Genomic DNA, 9,032 nt, shown 5'->3' with positions numbered 1-9,032 from the left:
ATTCTTAGTCTGTCTAATATACATCTTTCTAAAAGCATCAGATTGAATAGGGTTAATAACAACACAAGAAAAACCTAAATCAATTAAGAAAGAATAAAGCGAAAGCCAATAATGGCCAGTAGCTTCCATACCAATAATACAGTTGTTAGAATCAATCGAAAAAGAGGAAATAAATTTCTGAAACTTCTCTAAACCCCTAATAGAATTAGAAAAAGAAAAGGACTCAGAAACAAGTTTCCCATCAGAATCAATTATTGAGGCTTCGTGGTTTTTCTTTGCAATATCAACACCAATGTAAAACATAAAATCACCTAGCTTTAATATAAATTTAGATAGAGAAAGGACCCTCAAGAACTTTACGACAATCAAACCTCGTTAGACATACAGCAACGAAATGCGCTATCCAGCTCATACTGATAAAGACGTAAAGAAGAGGCGTAACCCTAATTTAGGAAGACTAGCTTCAAGGAGGTTAACTACGACCTCTATCTATACAATTATTATCCCATAAGAAAGTGGGATTGAGAACAAAATGTAGTATTTATTACTACAACTATAATATACGAGGAGGTTTCTATACACAAAATTTTATACAGTCTCTTTACTATATATTTTTAGAAAATCATTTAAAACGCTAAAGCCTGTTTCTCTTTTTCCGGCTCCTCTTCCTTTTAAGATTAAATCTTTGGAGTTTGAGGATTTTATTTGGAATATATTTTCATTGTCCTTTATACTTCCAAAAACAGAATTTTTCTCCAATAATTCGGGCCTTACTTGATAGATACCATCCTTATTTGCATAGGCTATTAGCTTATACCTTAGCCCTCTTTCACTTGCTTTTTTTACATGGTCTTTTTTATTTTTGTAATTCCTTCAAGGTCTATGTCCTCTTCTTTTATTTCCTTTCTAAATAAAATCGATGCAGCTATCCTAAGTTTTCTCATAGAATCAAAACCCTCTATGTCATCTTTTGGATCAGCTTCTGCAAAGCCTAATTCTTGGGCTTTTTCTAGGGCATCTTTAAAACTATAGCCTTCTTCCATTTTTGATAAAATAAAGTTACAAGACCCATTAAAAATCCCACTTATTTCCTCAACTTCATCCAAGATGCTAATGGTATAAAGATTTTCAATTACAGGAATTGCTCCTCCAACAGAGGCATCAAACCTTAGTTTTGTTTTATTTTCTTTTTTTATCCTATTAAATTCTTCAAAATTTTTAGAAATTAGGGCCTTGTTTGTAGAAATCAAATTTTTCTTTGAAAGAATTTTTTTAATGTCGTCCTCAATTGCCTCGACCTCACCTGTTGCTTCTATTACAAGGTCTATGGAATCATCATCTATAATTTCTGAAATATCTCCTACCAATAAATCTTTAATATCTGAGTGTTTTTTTGGATTTTTTACTAGAATTTTTTCAATTGAAAATTCATCCTCAATTGCCTCTTCTATGTATTTTCTTCTTTCTTCAAATATTTCATACACTCCAGAATTTACTACTCCAAAACCTAATAATCCTATTTTAATCATTTTTTCCTCCTAATCTTTTATTGTTGTACCAGAATCATCTGGCCTATTTGTATTTAAAATTTTTATAGTAATATTTTTATCCCTAACTGGTCCTATGGCATCTTTTTGATAGACGCCTGCTCCCTTATTAATTATTTTTTCTAAGTCCTGATAGGCTAATTTTTCATATTTTTTGGCATTTTTATCTTTTTTTGGGTCATTGTTCATTATCCCTGAAACGTCAGTCCAATTTTCATATACAGAACAATCAAGGGCTGATGCTAGGATAGAGCCTGTAAAATCAGAACCTCCCCTTTCAAAAACTTTTATTTCTCCATCAAAACTTCCATAAAAGCCAGGAACTACAACCTTGTCGCCTTCTTTTATTTTTTCCCTGATTTTCTGGTAGGTTTTTTCAAGGTCAAGTCCATCTTCATTGAAAATAATAAGGTCCTTTGCATCAACAAAATCATAATTTAGAAAACTTGCAAGAATTTTTGCATTAAGGTATTCGCCCCTTGATAGGTTGTAGTCTCTTTTTAAGGAATTTTTTAAAATATCCAAGGACTTATCAATTTCTTTTTTAAGACTTATTCTAAGGTCCAAATCATCAATTATTTCATAAAATCTTTCCCTAAGCCTTGATAGAATTTCATCTCTAATATCTTCATTTGCCAAAAGCTCTTTTTTTAGCCTATCAATTTTTTGGTTTGAATCGGTAAGATAGATTAATAAGTCAGTTACCTTAATATCTTGATCATTTCTTTTTCCTGGAGCAGAAACCACAATTAGGTCCCTGTCAGATTTTTTATTTATAATATATTTAACCCTTTTAAATTGACCAGCATCAGAAAGGGAAGAGCCCCCAAATTTTGATACAGACTTACTTTCTATATTTTCAATTTTGAAGGGTGTATTTTGATAAACTGCATAATTTATCCAATTTGAATAAAAAAGACTTGATGCAGATTTCCAGGACATATTTACCTTGGAGCTGTTTTCAAAATAATAATTTACAGGCCTTTTGGTATTTTTATCTTTTTTTAAATCTCTTTTGTATTCTTTATCAAGGTTATATTTTCCGTATTCAAAATGTCCCAGAGAGAATATAAACCTAAGGTCTTTACTTGCAGCAAGGCTTAGGCCAATATCATCTCTTTTTGCCAAGACCTCAAGGTCATCAAAGGGATCTAAAAGGCTAGGATCTACTCCCTTATACCTTGATTGGGGCATATTAAAAACATCATCAAAACCATCAAAAAGTCTAGACTCACTTTCTTTTAAAAATGGATAGACACCAGAAATTTTCTCATCATAAGAAAAAGCATCAATCCCATAGTAATAATTTAAGGCAGCAAGGGATGCCCAGCAAATAAAAATCGTAGAATAAACATTTTTTCTTGCATAATCAAAAATTTTCTTAAGCTCTTGCCAATATTCTATATCATCATAATCTATATTTTCTATGGGAGCCCCAGTAATAATCATCCCATCATATTTCTCATCCTTAATATCATCATAGGACTTGTATAAACTTTCAAGTCTCTTGGGATCTGAGTGTTTATTTTTGTAAGTTACAGTTCTAATAAAATCAACTTCAATTTGCAAAGAATTGGCAGAAATTAATTTCAATAGGTCAATTTCAGTTTCTTCCTTGTTGGGCATCAAATTAACTATGGCAAGTTTTAAGGGCCTAATATCCTGACTTTGTGCCCTTTTTTTATTAATAGTAAAAATATTTTCTTTTTTCAAAACTTCTTCTTTAATAAGCTTATCCGATAAAATAACTGGCATAATAATTCCTTTCTAATATGTAAATAAAAAATATGTAAATTAAAAAAGAGCCTCCATCCAAAGGACGAAGACTCGCGTTACCACCTTATTTTTCCATTATCTCACAATAATAGACTTAGTAGGTATCAAACAATACCATCTGCTGTAAGGGGCATACCCCTAACCTGCTACATATCACAAGTTAAGCTAAAAAGACCATCTTCACCTAAAACAAATCTGCTTTTTTCACCACAACAAAGCTCTCTTTAATCATTATTTTAAGCTACTCTTCTTTTTGTAAGCTTTTAATTTCTTTTGAATAATATTACCATAATAAAAATAATTAGTCAATTTTTAATTTTATAAAAAAAGGGTATCCTAAAAATAGGAATAAGGAGATTTTATGATTTATAAAGCAGATTATGTGATACTTGAAGAAAAAATAGAAAAAGACTTGTTTGTAGAAGTTCAAAATGGGAAGGTAAAGTCCCTTTCAAAAAATGAGCCAGAAAAATTTATAAACTTAGAAGGAATTTTGGCTCCAGGACTTGTAGATACCCATATTCATGGATATAAAAATGAAGATATAATGAATGCCAAAAAAGGAGCTTTGAATATAATTTCAAAAGGACTTCTTGAGTGTGGAGTAACATCATTTTTGCCAACAACCCTAACTGATTCAACCGAAAAATTAAACCAGGCAGTAAAAATTGTTGGGGAAGAATATGAAAATCTTGAAGGGGCAAAGGTAAGAGGGATATTTTTGGAAGGGCCATTTTTTACAGAAAAATATAAGGGGGCCCAAAACGAAAAATATATGTCAGATCCCGATATAGAAAAATTAAAAAATGGAAAGAATTATCAAGGGGTCTGGTAAATAAAATTGCCATAGCACCAGAAAGAAAAAATACAGAAGAATTTATTAAAAAAGCAAATGCCATGGGAGTTTATGTGGCCCTTGGTCATTCCGATGCATCTTATGACCAGGCGATAAAAGCAGTAGATGATGGAGCAAATATATTTGTTCACACCTTTAATGCTATGAGTGGCCTTCATCATAGAAATCCTGGTATGGTAGGAGCTGCCATGAATTCTGATGCAATTTCAGAATTAATTTGTGATGGCCACCATGTAAATCCTGCTGCATGTGAAATTTTAATAAATAAAAAAGGCTACCAAAAAATCGCCTTAATTACAGATTGCATGATGGCAGGAGGAATGCCAGATGGGTCCTATAAGCTTGGAGATTTTCCAGTAGAAGTTAAAGATGGAACAGCAAGGCTTGAATCAGGAAATCTTGCAGGATCAATTTTAAAATTAAAAGAAGCAGTAAAAAATGTGGTTGATTGGGATATTGTAGATATTTATGAGGCAGTTCAAATGGCATCTTTAATTCCTGCAAAATCTGTAGGAATAGATAATCTTTGTGGGAAAATAAAAGTAGGATACGATGCTGACTTTATCTTATTAGATTATGACCTAAATTTACTAAAAACATTTTTAAATGGACAGGAGAAATACAGTGTTTAAAATAAATAATTTTTATGACAATCCGAATATAGAAATAAAAGAAGAAAAAGGACCCTTTAAGGTTTTAGAATACCAAAAAATCTCTCAGTCGACAAAAATTTTGCTATGAGCGAATATTTTTCATCAAAAATGCAAATTAGAAAAAGACAATTATCTTGTGACCTATCAATTTTACCTGTGACAAGGCAAACAGGTGCTATGCAATGGATGGTTGGAGATGTAGAATTAACAAGCGGTATAAAAGGAATTGGAGATTTCTTTTCAAAATCCATCAAAGGATCTGTGACAAAAGAAAGTGCTGTAAAACCAGAATACAGGGGAAGTGGAAGGGTGATTTTAGAACCTACCTACAAGCACATAATCTTAATAGACTTAGCTGAGTGGAACAATTCCATTGTTCTAGAAGATGGATATTTTTTAGCATGTACATCAAATTTAAAACAAAAATAAAAACGAGGACTAATTTCTCATCGTCCTTGATGGGAAATGAGGGAATATTTAATTTAAAATTAGAAGGAGAGGGCATCCTTGCCTTAGAAAGTCCCATTGCAAAAGATGACTTGATAGAAATAGAACTTGAAAATGACCAAATTAAAATTGACGGATCTTACGCTATAGCTTGGTCAGATAGCCTAGATTTTTCAGTAAAAAAAGCATCAAAATCCCTAGTTTCATCAGCCATGACCGAAGAAGGTTTTGTAAATGTATACACGGGAAGTGGAAAAATTTTACTTGCACCCTTAGATTATAAGGAAAAATAAATAGAATATTTATTAAATCAAAATTAAATAAATAAAATCAATAAAAAAATAAAGATTATTTAAAAAATTCTAACACTTGTTTAAATTTTTAAAAGAAGTATATTAATAATGTAAAGATTTAGAAAAATCGGAGGAAATTATGAAATTGAAAAAAAATTTAAAATATGGTGCATCAGCACTTGCCCTTGCTCTTTTACTATCAGCATGTTCAGGAGAAAATGCTAAACAAGCAAAAGAAGATGCAAAAGACGCAGCAAGCAATACAAAAGCAGCTGTATCTGAAGAAGTTGCTTCAACAAAAGAAAAGGCTGAAGAGAAAAAAGATGAGGCTAAAGAAAAAGTAGACCAAGCAACAACAGGAATAGAAGAAAAAGAATTTGCTATATCTATTGGCGATGCTGTAGAAAAATTCAAAAAAGCTTTTAATGACGATGAAATAGAAGTTTCATCAGTAGAATTTGACGAAGATAACGGAAAATATTCATATGATATAAAGGGCTTTAAGGCAAATGAAGAATTTGAAGCAAAAATAGACGCTGAAAGCGGAGAAGTTATTTCAAAAGAACAAGATAAAGACGACGACCAAGAAGATAAGGCAATTGACTTTACAAAAATAAAAGATCCAAAAGAAGCAGTAGCAAAGGCCTTAAAAAACAACAAGGGTTTTGCAAAATCTTATGAATTAGATGTAAACGACCAAGGCAAAACAGTTTACGAAATCGACGTTGTTGGCGGAGATGATGTAGAGCTTGACGCTGAGACACTAGATATAATTCAAAAATAATTTTATAAATATTTATAAAGTTATTGATTTTTGTAAAAAATTAGTATATAATATTCATATGATATGCTATTACATTGGCAAAAAGCAGGATTAAGTCCTGCTTTTTGTTTGTTTATTTTTAAATATTGATTTTAAATTATTAGCTTGTATAATGAAAGTAAATAGAAACTAATGTATTAGATGCATTAAAAAAGACAGGAGTTGCAGCTCCTGTCTTTTTTTTTCTTAATGTTTTGCATTATTCCCGTCGTTTTTGCAAATAAAATCATAGATAAAATTCGCTATAAGACTAAGAATAATAGAAACTAATATATCTCTAAGATGCATTTTTATCACCTCCCTACACAAAGTATAGAGATGTTTGCAAAACATCAAGTATATTTTATCATAAAGAAATTTTTAAAAAAATTAGAAAAAATAAAATACCGAGTATTAATTCAACCATACCCAATTTTTTGCATAATTTTCATCTTTTAATCCATTTTTATAATCTTTTCAAAATTATTTATTAGCTTATATTTTTTCCTAAAATAGATATTGTAGCCGAAAAATATAAAGGCAAGGGATAAAATTAAACTTATTATTTTTAAATATTGATTTTAAATTATTAGCTTGTATAATGAAAGTGTATAGAAGTTAACAAGTTATATGCATTTAAAAAGACAGGAGCTGCAACTCCTGTCTTTTTTCTTAATGTTTTGCTCTACTCTTAACTTCAATTAGAATCTTAACGCAATCATAAATTGCATTTGCCATTATATTAAGAGCAATAGTAGTTAACAAGTCTTCTATATGCATTTTTATCACCTCCCTACACAAGGTATAGAGATGCTTGCAAAACATCAAGTGTATTTTATCATAAAGAAATTTTTAAAAAATTAGAAAAAATAAAATACCGAGTATTAATTCAACCATACCCACTTTTTTTGCATAATTTTCATCCTTTAATCCATTTTTATAATCTTTTTCAAAATTATTTATTAGCTTATATTTTTTCCTAAAATAGATATTGTAGCCGAAAAATATAAAGGCAAGGGATAAAATTAAACTTATTATTTTTAATAATTTCATAAATTTCTCCTAATAAGGAGCATTTTCTGGTTGGGCTCCTAATTTTTTGATTTCTCTTCTTAAAATCTTTGCAAGTTTAGGCAAGATTACTATCAAAACTATGGTATGAAATACAAAATTTATTGCCATTGTTGGAACTCTTAGCATAAATTGTGCCATAAAAGGATTGCCGGTAAGCTGGCTTGTCCATAGGGTATTTAAAAACAAACTTGTGACAAGTGAATTTAAAATGGTACAAAATACAATGTTTTTTCTTGTAATTTCTTTTCTATAGAAAAAGTAAGTGTAAATCAAAGCTGCTGCAATCTTTGTTGTTATAAAGGGAAAATAAAATCCTCCAGCTGTTGGAAATATAAGATTTGATACCACATCAATAATTATTGATGCAAGGACTGCAAGAGATGGGTTAAAAATTGAACACATAGCTGCTGTTACTATAAATCCTAGACCGATTTTTCTGCTTACTGTAGTTATAGAAAAAAATCTTGAAACTACAATGGATAATGCTATAAAAAATGATAGCAAAATCAAGGTTCTGATGTTTTTAAGTTTTTCATTTTTTCCTCCTATTTGGTAGTCTGCCATCATAGGAAATGATGTAGCGGATGCGGACTAAAATCTTTCGTCTGAAAACAACATCCCATTTTCCAGCACTTAACGCCTTAGCCCTACTCTACCTATTAAATTTTACATTATGATTATATCATCTGTTGGAAGAAAATAGAAATTATAAATTTACCAAAAGATTTGAAAAAAGGCAAAAAAGCTTTTTTCCATTCCCATTTTTTAATTCATATAAGCATAGAAAGATAGAAATCTAGAATGTGATATAATATTGTAGAAAAACTACATAAATTAGATTACTAATTTAAGGTGAATTGTAGGATTTTCCTATAATAAATTATGGAAAAATTAATAGATGAAAAGATAAATAAACTATATTTACAAAATCCATAAACACAATAGCTTATTCCATAGCAAAAATGAGTCGAAACCTGCTAGGAAAAATCAAGTTTTTTTTAAAAAAAATTAAATAAATTTTTTACTAAATTTTACCATAGGAAATAAGCCCTCTTGTTTGGGCTTTTTTCTATTTTTATGCAGCTTTTTGTAATTCTTCCTTATTTTTCCCCCATTACTTTTGCATAATATATTCTTAAAAACTTGTTTATTCCTGCTATATTTGATACTTTTTTTGCCTTTCCCTCTCTTTCTTTTTTATTATATATTTATATACTGGATTGTTTTCTTCTTTTGCTTTTTTCATACATAAAATTGCCATGTATAGTACTTTTCTTAGTATTGGGTTTCCTCTTTTGGATATTTTTCTTTGTTTTGCACTAAAGTTTCCTGATTGATATGGTGGTGAATCTATCCCTGCAAATGATATTAGACTTTTCTTGTTTTTGTATTTTCCTATATCTCCTATTTCTGATGTTATTTGTAGTGCTAATTTTCTCCTATGCCAGAAAATTCTTTTCTATTTTGTATTCTTCTAATTCTGTGGCGATTTTCTTTCATTTTGTGATAGAATATTATTGAGAGTTTTTGTTTATTACTCTTAGAAATTCAATTGAGTCTAGGACATTTCGCATCTATTTTTGA

The 9,032-nt window shown here is 29.9% G+C and carries 7 protein-coding genes, 3 pseudogenes, 1 riboswitch and 1 other annotated feature; of the genes and pseudogenes, 4 read left to right on the top strand and 6 right to left on the bottom strand.

The features are described 5' to 3' along the window. The 3 genes and pseudogenes from ANHYDRO_RS04815 to ANHYDRO_RS04805 form a co-directional block, all read right to left on the bottom strand. Positions 1-303 (bottom strand): IS110 family transposase (locus ANHYDRO_RS04815; RefSeq protein WP_004814200.1); only part of this gene is annotated, 303 nt, incomplete at its 3' end. A gap of 285 nt (positions 304-588) precedes the next feature. Next, a pseudogene (locus tag ANHYDRO_RS04810) lies at positions 589-1,529 on the bottom strand (homoserine dehydrogenase). A 9-nt stretch (positions 1,530-1,538) separates the two neighbouring features. Further along, positions 1,539-3,302 (bottom strand): homoserine O-acetyltransferase/O-succinyltransferase family protein, encoded by a 1,764-nt coding sequence (locus tag ANHYDRO_RS04805; RefSeq protein WP_004814194.1) that lies wholly within the window; start codon positions 3,300-3,302, stop codon positions 1,539-1,541. 57 nt (positions 3,303-3,359) lie between these two features. After that, positions 3,360-3,590 (bottom strand) — a binding site (T-box leader). Between the two features lie 94 nt (positions 3,591-3,684). On the opposite strand from ANHYDRO_RS04805, the gene ANHYDRO_RS11190 reads away from it, so the two are divergent. From ANHYDRO_RS11190 to ANHYDRO_RS04790, 4 genes and pseudogenes are all read left to right on the top strand, one after another. Then, positions 3,685-4,158 (top strand): amidohydrolase family protein, encoded by a 474-nt coding sequence (locus tag ANHYDRO_RS11190; protein ID WP_004814191.1) that lies wholly within the window; start codon positions 3,685-3,687, stop codon positions 4,156-4,158. Further along, positions 4,095-4,811 (top strand): N-acetylglucosamine-6-phosphate deacetylase, encoded by a 717-nt coding sequence (locus ANHYDRO_RS04800; RefSeq protein WP_316244739.1) that lies wholly within the window; start codon positions 4,095-4,097, stop codon positions 4,809-4,811. Before ANHYDRO_RS11190 ends, ANHYDRO_RS04800 begins: the two co-directional genes overlap by 64 nt. 105 nt (positions 4,812-4,916) lie before the next feature. Next, positions 4,917-5,572: pseudogene (locus ANHYDRO_RS11450) on the top strand (AIM24 family protein). A gap of 139 nt (positions 5,573-5,711) precedes the next feature. Continuing rightward, positions 5,712-6,356 (top strand): PepSY domain-containing protein, encoded by a 645-nt coding sequence (locus ANHYDRO_RS04790; RefSeq protein ID WP_004814184.1) that lies wholly within the window; start codon positions 5,712-5,714, stop codon positions 6,354-6,356. Between the two features lie 870 nt (positions 6,357-7,226). On the opposite strand, the gene ANHYDRO_RS04785 is transcribed toward ANHYDRO_RS04790, so the two are convergent. From ANHYDRO_RS04785 to ANHYDRO_RS10615, 3 genes and pseudogenes are all read right to left on the bottom strand, one after another. Further along, positions 7,227-7,427, bottom strand: coding sequence for a hypothetical protein (locus ANHYDRO_RS04785; protein WP_004814179.1), 201 nt, complete (start codon positions 7,425-7,427; stop codon positions 7,227-7,229). A gap of 9 nt (positions 7,428-7,436) precedes the next feature. Next, positions 7,437-8,015: a folate family ECF transporter S component gene (locus tag ANHYDRO_RS04780; protein WP_244261645.1), complete on the bottom strand. Its 579-nt coding sequence runs from the start codon at positions 8,013-8,015 to the stop codon at positions 7,437-7,439. A 9-nt stretch (positions 8,016-8,024) separates the two neighbouring features. After that, positions 8,025-8,105: riboswitch (THF riboswitch) on the bottom strand. Between the two features lie 628 nt (positions 8,106-8,733). After that, a pseudogene (locus ANHYDRO_RS10615) lies at positions 8,734-8,847 on the bottom strand (transposase); the annotation flags it as partial. Between the last annotated feature and the right edge of the window lie 185 nt (positions 8,848-9,032).

Origin of the sequence: Anaerococcus hydrogenalis DSM 7454, assembly GCF_000173355.1 — a bacterium.
GTDB classification, from domain to species: domain Bacteria; phylum Bacillota; class Clostridia; order Tissierellales; family Peptoniphilaceae; genus Anaerococcus; species Anaerococcus hydrogenalis.
Note: the sequence above shows the minus strand (reverse complement) of the source record. Positions and strands in the feature narration are given on the sequence as shown.